Consider the following 15,640-nt stretch of genomic DNA (forward strand, 5'->3'; position numbering starts at 1 on the left):
GGCGGCTCCAGCCGCCGGGGGACAGCCGCGGAGCAGCGCACACCGCGCCCGCGAGCCCGCGAGGTGCAGGCACAAGAACCTCAGCGATGAACCTCCGCCTCACCAGCAGCAGACAAGAGAGCCATCAACCGACGACGAATCAGAATCCCGGGCCGATCCGAGTCCATCGAATACTCCACACCACGACGACGCAGATCCACCACCGCATCCGGGTCGGTGGATTCGAGGATGTCCTTGTCTTCCCGCGTGATCTCGTCGTCGAAATCGATCAGCATCTTCGCCGGGCAGTCGGCCTCCGTGTCGTTGCGGAACAGCCATTGGCACAACTGCATGCGTCCGTCGTCGATGGGCGTGAAGGCGTTGATGATGATGTGGCGAATGCCGCTCGGGTACTCGATGTCCAGCCGGCGCGAGAACGGCTGGTAGTACGCGTTGCGCATGTGACGCTGCGTGATCGCGTCCTTCACGCCGCTGATGCGCTGGAACCGCTCCGGGTTCGCTGCGTCGATCACCGTCTCGGCATAAAAGCCGGCATCGTTCTCCACCAGCTCGTATTTGCTCGGCGCCGGTGAGGCGGCCACACCAAAGGTGGCGCGGTGCACGAAGCTGAAGTGCGAGTTGTCGAACGAATTTTCCAGCGCGCGCACCGGGCTCGTGTTCCACGTTTCGTAGAATTGGAAGATGGTGCGCCAGCCATCCGCTTCGAACTCCGGTATCAACGGCATGTCGGCCACCGGGTCTTCCAGCGCCACCCACGCATAGCCGTAGCGCGCCGTGCAGTGGTAGGCCGTGGTGCCGTAGTCCTTGGGGATTTCGCGATCGGCCGGGTACTGCGGAATCATGATCACGCGACCGTTGCGGTTGTACACCCAGCCGTGATACCCACACTGGATGTTGCCGTCCTTGCACCAACCCTTGCTCAGCCTGGCGGTGCGGTGACAGCAGCGGTCTTTCAACGCGGCGGGCTCGCCGTGTTCGTCGAGAAAGAGAACGATGTTTTCACCCAGCAGGGTGAAGGGCTTGGGGCCGTCGGCCAGCAGGCTCAGCGGCATGACGGCGTGCCAGTAACGGCGGAAGACGGGCTGTTGGGTGACCAGCATGGAAGCGCTCCTGAAAGAAATGGCTTGAGGAATCTCAAGAGCAATTTCCTGCTCCGCATGGCGCGGGGCTGAACGCTTCTACTCTGGGTGGGGATGCTAGCAAAACACAGGCCATGGCGACGCACCGTTTTGAAGAATCCCTGTTGGCATGGCTCGTGCATGAGACCGCCTTGCAGAGTAGAAGCGTTCAGTGGGTGCCCTGTCACCCACCCGGAAATTGCTCTTGTACGTCCCCTGTGCCCCAACGGCGCAGCGGGTTGGAACAAGTCCATTTTTCTGGAGCCCACCATGCAACGCCGCCTCTTCATCGCATCCTCTGCCGCCCTCGCCTCGCTGGGCGCGCCTGCCGTCTGGAGCCAGTCGGCACCCAAACTCACCCCCATCAAGTTCACGCTCGATTTCCGCATCACCGGCCAGACCTCGCCCTTCTTCCTCGCACAGCAGCGCGGCTATTACAAGGACGAAGGCCTGGACGTGAGCATCGATGTGGGGGCGGGCTCGGTGGCGTCCATCACGCGCATCGCCAGCGGCGTGTACCAGATGGGCCTGGGCGACATCAGCTCGCTGATCGAGTTCCAGGCCAGCCAGAGCGGAACGCCATTGGTGCAGGCGGTGTACCAGTACTACAACCGCGCACCGTTCGCGATCATCGGCCGCAAGGACCGCGGCATCACCACCGATTTCCGCAGCCTCGAAGGCAAGAAGATCGCCGCCGCGGCCGTCGAGTCCACGCGCCGCGCCTGGCCCATGGTGGCGCGCAAGCTGCGCGTGAAGGACGACTACTTCCAGTGGGCCACCACCGACTTCGCCTCGCGCGACAACGTGGTGGTGCGTGGCGACGTGGACGGTGCCACCTACTTCCACGATTCCGCCGTGTCGCTGTTCGCGCGCATGAAGCTCGACGAGCTCTCCATCCTGCAATACCAGCAGGCCGGCGTGAACCTCTATGGCAACGCGATCCTCGCGAGCAACGCCATGACCACGCAGAACCCGGCCGCCGTGGCCGGTTTCCTGCGCGCGACCAACCGCGCCATTCTGGAGAGCATGGCCGACCCGGCCGCCGCCATTGCGGCCACCAAGGTGCGTGAACCCATCCTGAGCGAAGCGGTGGAGCTGGAGCGCTGGCGCATCACGCAGCAGTACATCGCCGCGCCCGACACCCGGAGCCACGGCCTGGGCGACGTGCTCAAGCGCACGCTGGAGCAGCAGGTGGATGAAGTGGTCAGCGTGTATGGCCTGAAGGTGCGACCGGGTGTGGAAGGCCTGTTCAACCGCGCCATGCTGCCTGCCCCCAGTCAGCGGGTGGTGAAAGCATGATGGACGCGGAAACACCGATCAACGAACGCGACGGCCTGTACCTGCGCCAGGCCATCGCCTGGTCGCGTGTGGCGCGCGACCGTGGCAACCGGCCGTTCGGCGCGGTGGTGGTGGCCGACGACGGCCGCGTGCTGGCCGAGGCCTGGTGCAACACCAACGAGACCGGCGACTGCACCGGCCACGCCGAGACCAATGCGGTGCGTCAGGTGAGCCCGGTGGTGGACCGCGAGACGCTCGCTCGTGCCACGCTTTACTCGTCGGCCGAGCCCTGCGTGATGTGCGCCGGCGCCATCTTCTGGAGCAACATCGGGCGCGTGGTGTTCGGCATCGACGCGGTGCGCCTGCGCGTGTTCCGCGGCGAACGCGCCGAGCAGCGCGACGCCGAACTCTCGTGCCGCGACGTGTTCAACGCGTCACCGCACCCGATCGAATGCATCGGGCCGGTGTTGATCGACGAGGCCAGCGACATACACACGGGTTTCTGGAAACCGGGGTGACCCGTCACGTGCGACCGGACGTGACGGCGATCGCCCCCGATGCGGGTTCCGCAGTTCTGCGGGGGACGCTGGGCATGGCGGGCATTGTTGGTGTCGGTGGAGCAGTGCAGGCGCCCGGCACCGGAATACATCGCGTTATCCTGCCAGCCTCGACCTCCCCGCCGAACTTCTGCCTCTTCCGGCACCTCACCCCATATGACCGCACCCGAAGACGACGCCATCCCCGACAACCGCGCTGGACGAGGCAAGCTGGGGCGTGAGCGCATGCTGGCCGCCATCCGCGAGGCCGCCATCACCGAATTCAGCCGCCACGGGTTCAAGGGCGCCTCGACCAAGGCCATTGCCGAGCGCGCCGGGCTGACGAAGCCCCACCTGCACTACTACATCAACAGCAAGGAGGAGCTGTACGAAGACCTGCTGTATTCGGTGCTCAACGGCTGGTCGAGCGCATTCGAATTCGCCATCGAGAGCGACGATCCGAAATACGTGCTGAGCCACTACGTGCGCAAGAAGCTGGACTACGCGCTGGACAACCCAGGCCTCTCGCGCATCTTCACCAGCGAGGTGCTGGGCGGCGGGCGCAACCTGGGTCGCTACTGGCCGGTGGCGGTGAAGTCCACCGAGCAGAAGGTGAACATGATCAATCGCTGGATCACCGAGGGGCGGCTGCGTCCACTGGACGCGCGCCTGCTGCTCATGCAGATCTGGGGCATGACCCAGCACTTCGCCGACTACAGCGTGCAGGTGCAGGTGATGCTGGGTCTGGGCCCGGACGAACCGCTGGACCGCGAACCCATCGCCCGCGAGCTCACCACATTTGTGCTGCTCGGCTGCGGTCTCGCACCAGACTGACGCACCCACGCCCCCCGAATCGCGACCGCGGCCCGCCCGTGGTGCACGTGCGGGCGCTTCAGGCGTCCGCGATGGCCCCAGGCCCATCCGCGAGGCTGGCACGGCACTTGCGAAAGTTTGACCAATCGTTCAAACATTCGCCAAATTCCAGTCCGCCATGCCCCTCAACGAGACCACCGCCCTCGAAGCCTTCACCCTCGTGCTGGCGCGCAGCCAGCGCGAACTGGTCGTGGCATCGGGCGAGAACATGGCCGATGTGCTGCACCTGGCGGGCGTGGCGGTGGACACCGTGTGCGAACAGGGCGTGTGCGGCACCTGTGTGACGCGCTGGCTCGACGGCGATCCCGAGCACCACGACAGCTGCCTGAGCGAAGACGAACGCCGCACCCACCTCACCGTGTGCTGTGCACGCAGCCGCAGCGAACGCCTGACCCTCGACCTCTGAGCCAGGAACCACCCATGCGCGTGCTCGTCATCTATTGCCACCCGGTGGAAACCAGCTACAACGCCGCCCTGCACACCGAAGTGCTGGCCGGTCTGCGCAGCGCGGGCCACGAGGTGGACGACTGCGATCTGTATGCCGAGGGTTTCGACCCCGTGCTCTCGCGCGAGGAACGCCTGGGCTACCACGAAGTGCCCGGCAACCGCGTGCCGGTGCAGCGCTATGTGGACCGGCTGCTGAGGGCCGAAGCGGTGGTGTTCTGCTTCCCCACCTGGTGCTTCGGCATGCCCGCCATGCTCAAGGGCTTCTTCGACCGCGTGCTCATGCCCGGTGTGGCCTTCGACATCAGCGACCCGAACAACGTCAAGCCATCGCTCACCCACATCAGGCGCATTTCGGCGGTGGTGACCTACGGCCGTGCCCGCTGGACCGCGCTGCTCATGGGCGACCCTCCGCGCAAGTCGGTCACCCGCTACATGCGACTGCTCACCGGCGGGCGGGCCCGCGTGGACTACCACGCCTGCTACCACATGAACGTGGCCACCACCCCCCGGCTGGACGCGTTCCGCCAGCGCGTGGGCCGCGCGATGGCGCGCTTCGCCTGAGCCATGGACATGGCCCTCGCACCCATCCTTCTGAGACGCGCCAGGCTGCCGCGCTGGCTGCTGCCGCACGCATGGCCCGCCACTGGCTCGCAGCCCGCGCTGGCCGACCTGCACCTCGCCGAAGGCCGCGTGCAGAGCGTTCAGCCCCACCTGCCGACGAGCAAAAACACCACCAACGGCTGGGACCTGAACGGCGCGCTGGTGCTGCCCGGCCTGGTGGACGCACACACCCACCTGGACAAGGCCTTCACCCTGCCGCGCATGGACACGGTGCAACCGGGTCTGCTGGGCGCCATCGAAGCCATGATGGTGGACCGCCGCGGCTGGACCGAAGCCGACGTGCACGAGCGCGCCGGCCGCGCCCTGCAATGGGCTTTCGACGCCGGCGTGACCCACCTGCGCACCCACTGCGACTGGTGGGAGCCAGAAGGCCAACCGCTGGCCTGGTCGGTGTTGCGCGAACTGGCGCACGACTGGGCAGACCGCCTCACGCTGGAGCGCGTGAGCCTGATCCCGCTGCACCTGTACGCCGATCGCGACACCGCGCTGGCACTGGCCGCCACCGTGGCGCGCAGCGGGCCCGGCGCGCTGCTGGGCGGCTTCGTGCATTCCACCAACTGGGACCCACAGGCCCTGCGCCACCTGTTCGAAGCCGCACAGCGGCACGTGCTGAACGTGGACCTGCACGTGGACGAAGAGCTCAACCCCGCCGCCTGCGGCCTGGCCACCACGGCCGCCCTGTTGCAGGACCTGCGATTCGATGGCCATGTGGTCTGCGGCCACACCTGTGCGCTGGCCGCGCAGGACGAAGCCAACGCGCTGGCCACGCTCGATGCGGTGGCGCAAGCGCCCATCACCCTGGTCACCCTGCCCATCACCAACCTGCTGCTGCAAGACGCCACCACCGGCCGCACACCACGCCAGCGCGGCATCACGCTGGTGAAGGAAGCGCGCGAGCGTGGCATTCCGGTGCTGGTGGCCAGCGACAACGTGCAGGACCCGTTCTGCCCCGTGGGCAGCTTCGACCCGCTGGAGGCCCTGGCCGCCGGCGTCACGGCCGCCCAGCTCGACGCACCGTTCGACCGCTGGTCCGAATCGCTGTGCCGCAGCGACTGGTTGCGCCGCGGTCCAGCGACGTTGCCGCTGCAGCGTGGCGACACCGCCGATCTGCTGGTGTTCACCGCGGCGGACGCCTGGGGATTTCCCTCGCGCAGCCAGCCGCGCGTGGTGCTGCGCGGCGGGCGTGTCACCAGCGGCCTGGTGCCTGCCCAGTGGAAACCGGAGAGCCTCACCCAGGAAGCCCCATGTCTGCCATGACCTCTGCATCCACACCCGCCACCGGCATCGCCCAGCCGCTGGCCCGCTACGCCGCATGGCGCCGCGCAGGGGACTTCGTGTTCCTCTCCGGCGTGATCGCGGTGGACCCCGCGGCCGGGCGCATCGTGCGCGGCTACGACGACATCCCCATGGAGGCCGCCACGCTGATCGGGCGCACCGGCGAATTCAGCAGCGACATCAAGGACGGCCCCATCCTGGCGCAGAGCTGGTACGTGCTCGACAGCATCCGGCGAACCATCGAAGCCGCGGGCGGCCAGATGAGCGACGTGTTCAAGCTGGTGCAGTACTTCAGGCACCTGGACCACTTTCCGCGCTACAGCCAGGTGCGCAAGCTGTTTTTTCCGGGCGAACCGCCAGCCTCCACCGTGGTGGAGGTCAGCGCCATGCTGCCCACGGCCGACATCCTGATCGAGGTCGAAGCCACCGCCTGGTTGCCTTTGCGTTGATCCCAACCCTTCGAGAGAGAACACCCACATGCTGCATGGCTACAACCCACCCCTTCGCTTCCTGCCCTACCTGAGCTGGACCGAAATCGCCGACCTGCCCGACAAGGCCAACACCGTGATCGTGCTGCCCACCGGCGCCACCGAACAACACGGGCCGCACCTGCCCTGCGCGGTGGACACCGTGATCGCCGCCGGCGTGATCGGCCATGCGCTGGCGCGCCTGCCCGAATCCGTGCCGGCCTACGCCATGGCGCCCATCACCTACGGCAAGTCCGAAGAGCACCTGCACTTTCCCGGCACCGTCACGCTCAGCGGCGAGACCCTGCTGGCCACCATGAACGAAGTGGGCGAGTCGGTCTACCGCGCCGGCTTTCGCAAGCTGCTCATCGTCAACGGCCACGGCGGTCAGCCGCAGGTGATGGAGATGTCCGCGCGCGAACTGCGGCTGCGCCACGGCGACTTCATCGTGGTGCCCAGCTTCACCTGGCGCGTGCCGCACGTGGCGGGACAGTACCTCTCCGACAAGGAAAAGAAGCTGTCCATGCACGCCGGCCACGCCGAGACCGCGCTCATGCTGGCGCTGGCGCCCGAGACCGTGCGCATGGACCGCGCGGTGGTGAACTACCCGCCCGCCTTCCCCTCGGCCCTGCTCTCGCCCGACGGCCGGCCCGCCTGTGCCTGGAGCGCGCGCGACTTCGGCCCCAGCGGGATCATCGGCGACCCCCTGCCCGCCACCGCCGAGCAGGGCCTGGCCATCCTGGATTCGCTCGCCGACAGCTGGGCCACCGCCATCACCGAACTGCACACCCTGGAATGGGCACCGCGCGCCGAGCCCACCTGGGGCCGCGCCCAGCACACCGGCCACGTGCAGACCGCGCCCTGAACCTTCCCCGTTGCCCTTCCCTCTGTTCCAACCCCACCGGAGCCTGCCATGAAGAAATCCGCCTCTCGCCTCATCGCCATCGCGTCTGCCTTGCTGCTGGGCATGGGTGCCGCCAGCACCGCCCAGGCACAGGAAAAATTCACCTACATGACCAACTGGTACGCCCAGGCCGAACACGGCGGCTTCTACCAGGCGGTGGCCACCGGCATCTACAAGAAATACGGCCTGGACGTGGCCATCAAGATGGGCGGCCCGCAGGTCAACATCGTGCAGATGATGGCCGCCGGCCAGGCCGAATGCGTGATGGGTTCGAGCGACCTGCAGATGATCCAGATGCGCGAGGGTGGCGTGCCCGTGGTGACACTGGCCGCCGTGTTCCAGAAAGACCCGCAGGTGCTGATCGCGCACGAAGACGTGACCAAGTTCGAAGACCTCAAGGGCAAAACCATCCTCATCGCATCGTCCGCCCAGCGTGGCTACTGGCCCTGGCTGAAGGCCAAGTACGGCTTCACCGATTCGCAGACACGTCCCTACACCTTCAACATCCAGCCCTTCGTGGCCGACAAGACCGTGGCCCAGCAGGGCTACCTCACGTCCGAGCCGTTCGCCATTGCCAAGGCCGGCGTGAAAGCCAACACGCTCATGTTCAGCGACCATGGCTACCCCGCCTACGCCACCACCATCTCCTGCATGGAAAAGACCGTGAAGGACCGCGGCACCGCCGTGGGCAACTTCGTCAAGGCCACGATGGAAGGCTGGAAGAGCTACCTGGCCGACCCGGCCCCGGGCAACGCGCTGATCAAGAAGGACAACCCCAACATGAGCGACGAGCAGCTCGCCTACAGCGTGAGCAAGCTCAAGGAACTGCAGATGGTCACCGGTGGTGATGCCACCAAGGCCGGCATCGGCATCATCACGCCCGAACGCGCCAAGGCCAGCTACGACTTCCTGGTGGCCACCAAGCTCATCGACCCCACCAAGGTGAAGATGGAAGAGGCCTACAACACCGCCTTCATCAAGGACGCGAAGGTCATGCCCTGAGCGCCTGCTCAGTCACACCCCGCCCTGACACAGCGGCAGGCCCCGCGCGGTCTGCCGCCTTCATCGAAAGGCCAACCATGAACTCCGTTCACGCACCCGCTCCAGCGGTGGAAGTGCTCTCGGTCGAGAAGACCTACCCCAACGGCACGCAGGCGCTGCTGCCAGTCGACCTCCGCATTGAAGAGGGCGAATTCGTCACCCTGCTCGGTCCATCGGGCTGCGGCAAGAGCACGCTGCTGAAGATGGTGGCCGGCCTGCTGGAACCCACCGACGGCCGACTGCACCTGTGGCGCAAACCGGTGGCAGAGCTGGAGGCCAGCGGCAAGAAGATGGCTTTCGTGTTCCAGTCGCCCACGCTCATGCCCTGGGCCAGCGTGCAGGCCAATGTGCGCCTGCCGCTGGACCTGGCGGGCATGCCAAAGGCCCAGGCCAATGCCCAGGTGGACGAGGCGCTGGCGCTGGTGGGGCTGTCGAAGTTCGCGGGCGACCTGCCCAGGGCACTGTCGGGCGGCATGCAGATGCGCGTGTCCATCGCGCGCGGCCTGGTCACCCAGCCCGACCTGCTGCTCATGGACGAACCCTTCGGCGCACTGGACGAGATCACCCGCCACAAGCTCGACGCCGAACTGCTGGACCTGTGGCGCAAGAAAAAGCTCACCGTCATCTTCGTCACCCACTCCATCCACGAAGCGGTGTTCCTCTCCACCCGCGTGGTGATGATGGCGGCGCGCCCCGGTCGTGTGGTGGAGGAATTCCACATCGACGAGCCCTACCCGCGCACGCCCGACTTCCTCGTCTCACCCCAGTTTTCGCGCCACGCCAAGCAGCTGCAGGACAGCCTGCTGCGCGCCAGCCAGACCACCGAGGAGGCACAGACATGAACACCTTGACCGCCGCCGCGCCTTCGGACCTGAAGACCGGCTCACCGGCCCACGCACATGCAGCCGCCACTGCGCCCACCTCCATACCCTTGACGCCCCCGCCAGCGACACCGAGTGCCGCCAAACCGAAACCCCGTGTCACGCAGGCCGTGGCCAAACCCCTGCTGTTTCAGCCCCGGGTGCAGCGGGTCGCCTACCCGCTGCTGGTGGGCGTGGTGCTGCTGGTGCTGTGGCAAGGCCTGGTCACGGGCCTGGAACTGCCGCCCTACCTGGTGCCTTCGCCGCTGCTGATGATGCAGACCCTGGTGACCGACTGGGCCACGCTGGGCGCCTCGCTGGCCGTGACGGTCAGGATCACGCTGCTGGCCTTCGTGGCCGCCACCGTGGCGGGCGTGCTGATCTCCTTCCTGTTTGTGCAGAGCAAGGCCATTGAAACCGCGCTGTTTCCCTACGCGGTGCTGCTGCAGGTCACGCCCATCGTGGCGGTGGCGCCGCTGATCATCATCTGGGTGCGCGACCCCACGCTGTCCATGGTGATCTGCGCCTCGCTGGTGGCGCTGTTCCCCATCATCAGCAACACCACGCTGGGCCTGCGCAGCGTCGACCCCGACCTGCAAAGCTACTTCCAGCTCAACCGCGCCACCCGGCTGCAGACGCTGATGCGGCTGCGCATTCCCAGCGCCCTGCCCTATTTCTTCGGCGGCCTGCGCATCTCCAGCGGGCTGGCCCTGATCGGCGCCGTGGTGGCCGAATTCGTGGCCGGCACCGGAGGCACCGGCGCGGGCCTGGCCTACCAGATCCTGCAGGCCGGCTTCCAGCTCAACATCCCGCGCATGTTCGCGGCCCTGTTGCTGATTTCGCTCACCGGCGTGGCGCTGTTCGTGGCCATGGCCTGGTTGTCGAAAAAGGCGCTGGGCGGCTGGCACGCCAGCGAAACCTCACACGACTGAATTCAGAAACCCCCGTCGCGCCGGGCCTGCGGTGGATACACCGGGCTGGCCTGCGACCCCAAGGAGCCCACCATGAGCCAGCACACCGAAGCCGTCCAGCAACTCATCCGCGAACTGCCCGCGCTGGACTGGATCACCGAACCCACGCGGCTGGGCCGCCTGTCGCAGGACTTTGCCTGGTTCAGCCCGGTGCTCAAGGAAGCGCTGCAGGGCAAGCGCGGCGACATCGCCGTGCGCCCGCGCACCGAAGAAGAGGTGCGCCAGGTGGTGGCGGCCTGCGCGCGCCACGCCATTCCCATCACCGTGCGCGGCAGCGGCACCGGCAACTACGGCCAGTGTGTTCCGCTGCAAGGCGGCTTGATCCTGGACATGAGCGGCTACAACGCCTTCGGCTGGGTGCGTGGCAGCGTGGGCCGGGCGCAATCGGGCATCCGGCTGTCTGAGTTCGACGCCCAGGCGAAGCCGCACGGCAAGGAATTGCGCTGGCTGCCCTCCACCTTCCGCAGCGCCACGCTGGGCGGCCTGTTCGGCGGTGGCTTTGGCGGGGCGGGTTCCATCAACCACGGCCCGCTGGCCGCGCCAGGCAACGTGCTCGCCGTGCGCGCCATGACGGTGGAGCCCGAACCGCAGGTGATCGAACTCAGCGGTGCCGAGGCCATGCTGCTGCACCACACCTACGGCACCAACGGCATCGTGCTGGAGCTGGAAGTGGCGCTGACCACCGCCGTGCCCTGGACCGAGTGCATTGCCACCTTCACCGACTTTGACGCCGCGCTGGACTTCGCCAGCCGCTTCAGCAGCGCGCCCGGCCTGGAGAAGAAGGAAGTGTGTTTCCTGGGCGCGCCCATCCCCGACCACCTCACCGCGCTGGCAGAGTACCTGCCCAAGGGCTGCCATGCCGTGCTGGTGGTGGTGGCCCCGCATTCGGAAGCCGGCCTGCGCGCCATGGTGGCCCAGCACGGCGGCACCGTGAGCTACCGCAGATCCGCCGAAGAAGTGGCCGCCAGCAACAAGACCTTGCTCGAATACACCTGGAACCACACCACGCTGGCGGCCATGAAGGTCGACAAGGGCCTGACCTACATCCAGAGCGGTTTCGACCCCACCCGCAACCTGGCGCAGGTGCGCGCGCTGGAGGCCGAACTGGCGGGCGAGGTGATGATGCACCTGGAGTTCCTGCGCACCAGGGAGGGCGCACTCAACTGCAGCGGCCTGCAACTGATCCGCTACACCACCGAAGCGCGGCTGAACCAGATCATGCAGATCTACCGCGACCACGGCGTGCAGATCAACAACCCGCATGTGTACATCGTGGAAGACGGCAAGCAGAACAACCTGGACCCGGCGGTGGTGCGCATGAAGCACCGCTTCGATCCACAAGGCCTGCTCAACCCCGGCAAGCTGCGCAGCTGGATGAAGCCCGACCCCGCGCCGCACCCGGCCGAACCCGTGCCTGCCTGAAGCGCCAGGGGCGTGCCATCGCTCTTCCGTAAACTCCCCGCATGCCCTGGCACGCCCAACTCGACCTGAACTACCGCCGCGACGACCAGCGCACCGTGCTGCAGCACCGCCACACCGGCCCGCTGCGCATCTTCAAGAGCCTCTACCCGGAAGGCGACGCCATCTGCCACAACGTGATCATTCACCCGCCCGGTGGGCTGGTGGGCGGTGACGTGCTGGAGGTCAACGTCCACGCGGCGCCCCATTCCCACGGCCTGCTGGCCACGCCCGGGGCCACGCGCTTCTACCGCTCCGACGGCCCCGCCACCACGCAGCAAGTCACGCTCACGCTGGACGAAGGCGCCCGGCTCGAATGGCTGCCGCTGGAAGCGATCGCCTACCCCGGCTGCCTGGCGCTCAACAGCTGGCATGCCACGCTGGCCGAGGGTGCCGAGATGATCGGCTGGGACGTGTGCGCGCTCGGGCTGCCCACCGCCGGCCAGCCATTCGACCGCGGCAGCCTCACGCAGCACCTGGAGATACCGGGCCTGTGGCTGGAGCGCTCGCGCATCGACGCGGCCGACACGCGCCTGCTCGAATCCCCGTTGGGCCTGGACGGGCACAAATGCATGGGCACGCTCTGGCTGGCCTGCGGCACACCGATCACACGCGAGCGTCGCGAACACCTGCTGGAGGCGGTACGCGCCGTGCTGGGCGGTGAGCACGGCGTTCAGGTGGGTGCCACCTGCCCCAACCCGCGCATGCTCGTGGTGCGCGCCGTGGCGCCGCTGGTGGAGCCGCTCATGGCGCTGTTCCAGCAGATCTGGGCCACGCTGCGCACGCAGGCCTGGGCCCTGGACAGCACCCCACCCCGCATCTGGAAGGTCTGAAACGCACCGAACTGGGGGGCAAAACGCCCGCTGATCGGTGGACCAGGACGGGATCGGCGTGAGCAGAATCGGATAGCCATTGATGGGCGAGCACGCCGCGCGCCCTGAACCACCCCCATGCCCTTCGCCCCGAACAGCCTGCAAGACGCCCATGCACTCGTGATCGAGGGCAACCTGCAGTCGCGCTCCATCCTGGTGTCGCAACTGCGCGAGCTCGGCGTGGGCACGGTCTCGCAATGCTCGCGGCTGGTGGAGGCCCGGCGCAAGCTGGAGGTGAACCGTTACGACGTGGTGATCTGCGAACAGCATTTCGAGCGCGACTCGATGTCGGGCCAGGACCTGCTCGACGACTTGCGGCGCAACCAGCTGCTGCCCTTCTACACGGTGTTCATCATGGTCACCGCCGAGGCCTCGTACGCCAAGGTGGCCGAAGCCGCCGAGTCCGCACTCGACGCCTACCTGCTCAAACCCCACACCGGCGCCCGCCTGAGCGACCGCATCATGATGGCGCGCGAACGCAAGAAGGCGCTGGAAGCCATCTTCACCGCCATCGACGCCGAGCAGTTCCACGAAGCTGCGGTGCTGTGCCTGGAACGGTTCGAGGCTCGCGGCACCTACTGGCTCTATGCCGCACGCATCGGCGCCGAACTGCTGCTGCGCAACGGCGAGATCGGCGACGCGCAGAAACTCTACGAAGCCGTGATCGCAGCCAAAACCCTGCCCTGGGCACGCCTGGGCGTGGCGCGCGCGCAGCTCGAAGGCGGCCAGCCCGCCAAGGCTGTGACCACGCTGGAGAGCCTGATCCAGGACGACAACACCTACGCCGATGCCTACGACGTGATGGGCCGGGCGCAGTTCGAGCTGGGCAATTTCCAGAGCGCGCTGACCACCTACCAGATGGCCACGAAGCTCACGCCGTCCTCAATCAGCCGCCTGCTCAAGCACGGCATGCTGGCCTACTACACCGGCGACAAGAGCGAAGGCGTGGAGCTGCTCGACCGCGCCACGCGCCTGGGGCTGGACTCCAAGATGTTCGACGCCCAGGCCCTGCTGCTGCTGGCCTTTGCGCGCCTGGACAACAACGACCAGCGCGGCCTCGCCCGCACGGTGGACCAGCTCACCCGCCTGCGCGACCGCAGCCACGCGCCCGCGCGACCGCACCGCCTGCTGACCATCGCCGAGAGCCTGCTCGCCCTGCAGCAGCAACACACCTCGCGCGCACTCGACGACGTGCGCCGCATGGCCAACGACGCCTTGAGCCCCGATTTCGATTTCGAGACCGCTTGCAACCTGCTCGCGCTCATGAGCCGGCTGCAGATGCGCTCGATCGCGCTCAACGAAGCCGAAGGCGCGGTGGACACGCTGGCCCTGCGTTTCTGCACGAGCAAGGCCATGAGCGAGCTCATGGCCTGCGCCGCTTCGGGCAGCCAGGACTTTGCCGATCGCGTGCGCGGCGCGCACAGCCAGATCCTGAAAATGACCGAGCAGGCCATGACGCTGAGCATCAAGGGCGACCCGCAGGGCACGGTGATGAAGCTGCTGGAAGACGGAGAGCGCACGCTCAACGCCAAACTCATCGAGTCGGCCCACCAGGTGCTGCAGCGCTACACGGTGCGCATCGCCGAACACGTCGCCCTGAACGAGCGCACCGAAGCGTTGCGCGAGCGCTACCGCACCACCGCGCAGCATTCCCGCCTTGGGGAACACACGGGTGCGGCACCAACGCCTGGCGGCGTGTCCTTGCCGGCGGGCTACAAGCCACCGAGCGCCGACGGCCTGCTCGACAGCGCGGCACCGAACTAGAGTGCCCCCACGCTCCGCCGCTGCGCGGGTCGGTGCCCCCCGAGGGGGCTGAGCCTGCCTTGGGGCGGCCCGGCGGCTGGCCCGATGCGCCCCCACGCTCCGCCGCTGCGCGGGTCGCTGCCCCCCGAGGGGGCTGTGCCTGCCTTGGGGCGGCCCGGCGGCTGGCTCAGCGGTCCGCGAACAGCGACAGCACCTGTTCGCGAAACCAGCGGTTGTCAGGGTCGCCTTCAAAGCGGTGGCTCCAGTGCAACGACACGGTGAAGCCCCGATCCACAAAAGGCGGCTGCACGATCACGCAGCCCCCCGTCTCCACAAACCCCTGCGCGATGTTGCCCGGCATCACCACGCACAGGTCGGTCGCCTGCACGATGGAAGGCAGCACCATGAAGTGTTCGGTGGTCAGGCGCAGGCGCTCCTGCAGACCGGTCTGCGCGAGGATGCGCAAGGTGTCGCTGTGCGTGCGCACCGCCACGAAATCGAGCTGTTGCAAGGCCTTGAGCAAGGCCGCGCCGCGCAGGCGCTCCAGCGCCGCGTGCATCGGGTGGCCGCTGCGCATGAGCACCACGTAACGGTCTTGCAGCAGCTCGGTGCGCTGGGTGTCCTTCACCTGCGGCAGGAAGCCGAACGCGAAATCGATCACGCCGCTGTCCAGCGCATCGGTCAGCCCGCCGTGGGGCACCGGCCGGGTGGCCACGCGCACGCCAGGCGCCTGCTGCTGCAGGTGGGCCATGAGCGCGGGCAGGAATCGGCCCTCGCCGATGTCGCTCATGTGCAGGCGGAACAGGCGGCGCGAACTGGTCGGGTCGAAGCCGCTGGATTCACTCAGCGCGCTGGCCAGCGTGGCCAGCGCGCCCTGCACCGCCTCGGCCAGCGCCACCGCCTTGGGCGTGGGCTTCACGCCACCAGGCGCACGCACGAACAGCGGGTCCTTCACCAGCAGGCGCAGGCGCGTGAGGCCATGGCTCACCGCCGGCTGGGTCAGGCCCAGGTGTTCAGCGGCCCGGCTCACGCTGCCGGCGCGGTACACCTCGTTGAACAGGCGCAGCAGGTTGAGGTCGAGGTCTTTGATATGCATGGTGTTCATGTCGCTTAGTCCGTTCATTGTATTGATCGATGACGATCCCCTGCCCATACTCGGCAGATCGGTCGCAACCC

Annotated in this window: 16 protein-coding genes; 14 read left to right on the top strand and 2 right to left on the bottom strand. The window is 67.4% G+C overall.

The genetic code is table 11. From position 1 onward, the window contains the following. Window positions 1-80: 80 nt before the first annotated feature. The gene (locus tag V6M63_RS04245; protein WP_332739775.1) at window positions 81-1,100 is read right to left on the bottom strand and encodes an aromatic ring-hydroxylating dioxygenase subunit alpha; all 1,020 of its coding nucleotides are present in this window, start codon (window positions 1,098-1,100) and stop codon (window positions 81-83) included. 288 nt (window positions 1,101-1,388) lie between these two features. On the opposite strand from V6M63_RS04245, the gene V6M63_RS04250 reads away from it, so the two are divergent. From V6M63_RS04250 to V6M63_RS04315, 14 genes are all read left to right on the top strand, one after another. Further along, entirely contained in the window at window positions 1,389-2,417 is a 1,029-nt protein-coding gene (locus V6M63_RS04250) for an ABC transporter substrate-binding protein (RefSeq protein ID WP_332739777.1), read from the top strand. Next, window positions 2,414-2,914 (top strand): nucleoside deaminase, encoded by a 501-nt coding sequence (locus V6M63_RS04255; protein ID WP_332739779.1) that lies wholly within the window; start codon window positions 2,414-2,416, stop codon window positions 2,912-2,914. The genes V6M63_RS04250 and V6M63_RS04255 overlap by 4 nt, the downstream gene beginning before the upstream one ends. Before the next feature lie 195 nt (window positions 2,915-3,109). Further along, entirely contained in the window at window positions 3,110-3,766 is a 657-nt protein-coding gene (locus V6M63_RS04260) for a TetR family transcriptional regulator C-terminal domain-containing protein (protein ID WP_332739780.1), read from the top strand. Between the two features lie 157 nt (window positions 3,767-3,923). Continuing rightward, window positions 3,924-4,211, top strand: a complete 288-nt coding sequence (locus V6M63_RS04265) for a 2Fe-2S iron-sulfur cluster-binding protein (RefSeq protein ID WP_332739782.1) — start codon at window positions 3,924-3,926, stop codon at window positions 4,209-4,211. 14 nt (window positions 4,212-4,225) lie between these two features. Further along, complete coding sequence (locus V6M63_RS04270; RefSeq protein WP_332739784.1) at window positions 4,226-4,813, top strand: NAD(P)H-dependent oxidoreductase; 588 nt, start codon at window positions 4,226-4,228, stop codon at window positions 4,811-4,813. A 9-nt stretch (window positions 4,814-4,822) separates the two neighbouring features. Continuing rightward, window positions 4,823-6,130 carry an amidohydrolase family protein gene (locus tag V6M63_RS04275; RefSeq protein ID WP_332739786.1) on the top strand — a complete coding sequence of 436 codons (1,308 nt, stop codon included), beginning with the start codon at window positions 4,823-4,825 and terminating at the stop codon, window positions 6,128-6,130. After that, entirely contained in the window at window positions 6,127-6,597 is a 471-nt protein-coding gene (locus V6M63_RS04280; RefSeq protein WP_332740139.1) for a RidA family protein, read from the top strand. Before V6M63_RS04275 ends, V6M63_RS04280 begins: the two co-directional genes overlap by 4 nt. A 28-nt stretch (window positions 6,598-6,625) precedes the next feature. Further along, window positions 6,626-7,480: a creatininase family protein gene (locus tag V6M63_RS04285; RefSeq protein WP_332739788.1), complete on the top strand. Its 855-nt coding sequence runs from the start codon at window positions 6,626-6,628 to the stop codon at window positions 7,478-7,480. Between the two features lie 48 nt (window positions 7,481-7,528). Next, entirely contained in the window at window positions 7,529-8,521 is a 993-nt protein-coding gene (locus tag V6M63_RS04290) for an ABC transporter substrate-binding protein (RefSeq protein WP_332739790.1), read from the top strand. A 77-nt stretch (window positions 8,522-8,598) separates the two neighbouring features. Further along, the gene (locus V6M63_RS04295; RefSeq protein WP_332739792.1) at window positions 8,599-9,402 is read left to right on the top strand and encodes an ABC transporter ATP-binding protein; all 804 of its coding nucleotides are present in this window, start codon (window positions 8,599-8,601) and stop codon (window positions 9,400-9,402) included. Further along, window positions 9,399-10,352, top strand: coding sequence for an ABC transporter permease (locus V6M63_RS04300; RefSeq protein WP_332739794.1), 954 nt, complete (start codon window positions 9,399-9,401; stop codon window positions 10,350-10,352). Before V6M63_RS04295 ends, V6M63_RS04300 begins: the two co-directional genes overlap by 4 nt. A 72-nt stretch (window positions 10,353-10,424) precedes the next feature. After that, window positions 10,425-11,813 (top strand): FAD-binding oxidoreductase, encoded by a 1,389-nt coding sequence (locus tag V6M63_RS04305; RefSeq protein ID WP_332739796.1) that lies wholly within the window; start codon window positions 10,425-10,427, stop codon window positions 11,811-11,813. A 41-nt stretch (window positions 11,814-11,854) separates the two neighbouring features. After that, window positions 11,855-12,682, top strand: coding sequence for an urease accessory protein UreD (locus tag V6M63_RS04310; RefSeq protein ID WP_332739798.1), 828 nt, complete (start codon window positions 11,855-11,857; stop codon window positions 12,680-12,682). A gap of 117 nt (window positions 12,683-12,799) precedes the next feature. After that, window positions 12,800-14,485: a tetratricopeptide repeat protein gene (locus V6M63_RS04315; protein ID WP_332739800.1), complete on the top strand. Its 1,686-nt coding sequence runs from the start codon at window positions 12,800-12,802 to the stop codon at window positions 14,483-14,485. Window positions 14,486-14,651: 166 nt separating this feature from the next. Here the strand turns inward: V6M63_RS04315 and V6M63_RS04320 are convergent, their stop codons facing one another. After that, window positions 14,652-15,560 carry a LysR family transcriptional regulator gene (locus V6M63_RS04320; RefSeq protein WP_332740141.1) on the bottom strand — a complete coding sequence of 303 codons (909 nt, stop codon included), beginning with the start codon at window positions 15,558-15,560 and terminating at the stop codon, window positions 14,652-14,654. Between the last annotated feature and the right edge of the window lie 80 nt (window positions 15,561-15,640).

The organism is Hydrogenophaga sp. (assembly GCF_036675665.1).
In the GTDB taxonomy this organism is placed as follows: Bacteria; Pseudomonadota; Gammaproteobacteria; order Burkholderiales; family Burkholderiaceae_C; genus Hydrogenophaga.

Excerpts from the sequence above, each read along its gene's own strand:
- V6M63_RS04245 (WP_332739775.1), bottom strand. The coding sequence starts at position 1,100 with ATGCTGGTCACCCAACAGCCCGTCTTCCGCCGTTACTGGCACGCCGTC.
- V6M63_RS04250 (WP_332739777.1), top strand. The coding sequence starts at position 1,389 with ATGCAACGCCGCCTCTTCATCGCATCCTCTGCCGCCCTCGCCTCGCTG.
- V6M63_RS04255 (WP_332739779.1), top strand. The coding sequence starts at position 2,414 with ATGATGGACGCGGAAACACCGATCAACGAACGCGACGGCCTGTACCTG.
- V6M63_RS04260 (WP_332739780.1), top strand. The coding sequence starts at position 3,110 with ATGACCGCACCCGAAGACGACGCCATCCCCGACAACCGCGCTGGACGA.
- V6M63_RS04265 (WP_332739782.1), top strand. The coding sequence starts at position 3,924 with ATGCCCCTCAACGAGACCACCGCCCTCGAAGCCTTCACCCTCGTGCTG.
- V6M63_RS04270 (WP_332739784.1), top strand. The coding sequence starts at position 4,226 with ATGCGCGTGCTCGTCATCTATTGCCACCCGGTGGAAACCAGCTACAAC.
- V6M63_RS04275 (WP_332739786.1), top strand. The coding sequence starts at position 4,823 with ATGGCCCTCGCACCCATCCTTCTGAGACGCGCCAGGCTGCCGCGCTGG.
- V6M63_RS04280 (WP_332740139.1), top strand. The coding sequence starts at position 6,127 with ATGACCTCTGCATCCACACCCGCCACCGGCATCGCCCAGCCGCTGGCC.
- V6M63_RS04285 (WP_332739788.1), top strand. The coding sequence starts at position 6,626 with ATGCTGCATGGCTACAACCCACCCCTTCGCTTCCTGCCCTACCTGAGC.
- V6M63_RS04290 (WP_332739790.1), top strand. The coding sequence starts at position 7,529 with ATGAAGAAATCCGCCTCTCGCCTCATCGCCATCGCGTCTGCCTTGCTG.
- V6M63_RS04295 (WP_332739792.1), top strand. The coding sequence starts at position 8,599 with ATGAACTCCGTTCACGCACCCGCTCCAGCGGTGGAAGTGCTCTCGGTC.
- V6M63_RS04300 (WP_332739794.1), top strand. The coding sequence starts at position 9,399 with ATGAACACCTTGACCGCCGCCGCGCCTTCGGACCTGAAGACCGGCTCA.
- V6M63_RS04305 (WP_332739796.1), top strand. The coding sequence starts at position 10,425 with ATGAGCCAGCACACCGAAGCCGTCCAGCAACTCATCCGCGAACTGCCC.
- V6M63_RS04310 (WP_332739798.1), top strand. The coding sequence starts at position 11,855 with ATGCCCTGGCACGCCCAACTCGACCTGAACTACCGCCGCGACGACCAG.
- V6M63_RS04315 (WP_332739800.1), top strand. The coding sequence starts at position 12,800 with ATGCCCTTCGCCCCGAACAGCCTGCAAGACGCCCATGCACTCGTGATC.
- V6M63_RS04320 (WP_332740141.1), bottom strand. The coding sequence starts at position 15,560 with ATGCATATCAAAGACCTCGACCTCAACCTGCTGCGCCTGTTCAACGAG.